This is a genomic window from Anaerotruncus sp. 1XD42-93 (assembly GCF_009917605.1).
GTDB lineage: Bacteria > Bacillota > Clostridia > Oscillospirales > Ruminococcaceae > Anaerotruncus.
The window spans coordinates 1-2114 of record NZ_QZEG01000149.1 but is presented as its reverse complement, the minus strand read 5'-3'; the positions used below and the strand labels follow the sequence as shown (position 1 = coordinate 2114).

At 50.2% G+C, this 2114-nt stretch carries 2 protein-coding genes; both read right to left on the bottom strand.

Annotated features, from left to right (window positions below; genetic code table 11):
* Positions 1 to 566: 566 nt before the first annotated feature.
* The gene (locus D5269_RS17540) at positions 567 to 1664 is read right to left on the bottom strand and encodes an NlpC/P60 family protein (RefSeq protein WP_347707312.1); all 1098 of its coding nucleotides are present in this window, start codon (positions 1662 to 1664) and stop codon (positions 567 to 569) included.
* Positions 1665 to 1900: 236 nt separating this feature from the next.
* A partial coding sequence (locus D5269_RS18430) for a hypothetical protein (RefSeq protein WP_207670328.1) occupies positions 1901 to 2114 on the bottom strand: 214 nt, incomplete at its 5' end.

The window sequence follows — 2114 nt, the reverse complement described above, 5'->3', positions numbered from 1 at the left end:
ATATCGCTTCATGGCTCTATTTTCGCACTTTTATTTGGTTTGTGCAATATTTATTTTTCAAACAAGCCCTAGCCAGAATCTAGGCGCTAACCGACCGGATCGTGCCCTGCATAGCATACGAATTTGCTTCTTTCTCTGTCTTTCATCCATATCTGTCCTTGGAATACCCACCTATTTCTTTGCAGAAAAATTGATGGGCTTGTTTACCTCGGACGTAAACGCTATCCAATTTGGTGTTGAAACAATGCGCACTATGCTCCCTTTGTATATTTTTCAATCTATCAACCAGATTTACTCCAACGCATCCAGAGGGTTTGGGCACTCTCAAATGGTTATGGTACTGTCTTTGACTGGAATGATCATATGTAGACAAATTTTTTTATTAGTTAGTTTTCAAATTTCCCCAGCAATACAAAATGTTTACCTGTGTTTTCCCGTAGGAGGGGGATGTTCTGCATGTTTCGTTTGGGTGTATTTTCAACTAGTAAAAAAACGTTCAATTGACTGACGTACCATTGTAAAATTTGGTTTACAACAAGATTCACGTCTCACCGTGAGATTTCATTTTATGAGCTATAATACGTTGGTCTACCTATGGTAGTGAAACCCTCCTTCCCGGTAATGACCACATTGTTGTAACCGCTGGCACAGTGGATAATCTGAATATTGCCGCTTTCATCCCAGCCGCCTACGATGCCAACGTGGGTATCACCAGGATAGAAAACTAAGTCGCCAGGCTGGGCCTCGGCCCAAGTGATAGGGGTGCAGTAGGTATGCTGTGCATGAGCGCCCCCGCCGTGGCCCAGGATGTAACTGCCGCCTGAGATATTGTAAAATACCCAATCGGCAAACCCGGAGCAATCCAGGCCGAAGGGCCGGTAGGTGCCAGTAGTTGAGTTGCCGTCCGCCCACACTTTTTTCAACGTTCCCCACCGGGAGTCCCAGCCAATTACCCTTGATTTCCCGCCCCAAAAATAGGTTACTTTGCCCACCAGCTTGCAGGCCGTTTCAACCACGGCCCGGCGCTCCGGGGACAGGTTCGCTGGCAAACGGCTCAGAAGTTCGGTTACGCTTTCCTGCGAAATACTCAGGTCACCCAGCAGATCACCAATCACCCCCAGCTCAGCCAGCAGTTCGGTCAGGGAGCTGTTTTGCTCGCTGTTAAATAAGTAGGCCGTCCGCATATTGTCCGCAGTTTTAGCGGTAATGGTGATATGCAGGACCTTTTCACTCCATGCCGCTGTACTGCCAACTGCTGGATGGTCAATGGTTTCCGGGCTGGAAGTAATGGAGCACATATCCCAAAAGACAGCTTTCAGCCGCTCTACACGGTCGGGCGTGAGAGCGGCTACATCTACACTGTCCGCCCCCATAGCAGTCTTGCAGGCGAATACCGCCGTAACTTCTCTCCAGTCCGGGCCAGCGCCCTGAATGTCAATGCTATCATAGGTCCCCGCTTGTAAAAGGGACAGCTTGTCCGTCAGCTCCATGTTGATTTGAGATACAGCAACGTTCAGAGGTACAGCGCCGGGGGACGGCTCATTGGCGAACAGGATACCGAAGGGCGAAGCGATCACAGCGGCCACCAGGAAAATAACGCAGAGGGCCACAACCAGAACAACGCCACCCATAAGGGCAGACAGGGCGCCAATCAGGGCTTTCACAGCCTTTGTGGTGGCAATGGCTGCTTTTTTGGATAAATTTGCGGCGTTCCTGGCCGTCTGCTTTGTCCACTGAAATATGCTCCGCTGGGCTTCTCGCTTGGCCCTTTGCCGGGCCTTGTTTGCAGCCAGATTGGCGACGGTTCGTTTTCCGTTTGCAGGGGTTGCCGCATTTTTAAGGACCTGTTCAGCCCTTGGCCGGGTCCTGGGGGTAAATCCTCCACCTGGTGGCTTCTCCTTCAAAACAGCGGAGCGCCGGGGGCGCTCCTTGATGGATGGATTGATAGATTGATTGTCAGCGCCAGTAATAAAATGAAAGAAAACGCCGAGGAAAAAATGTAGTTTTGTGGCGGAGGAGGCGAAAAAAAGATAGACTCCCAAGAGGGCGAAAAAGAGCCCGGAAAGGGAGTCAGGAAATGAAAGGAGCACAGTGGATGGATATCCGAAGCGACA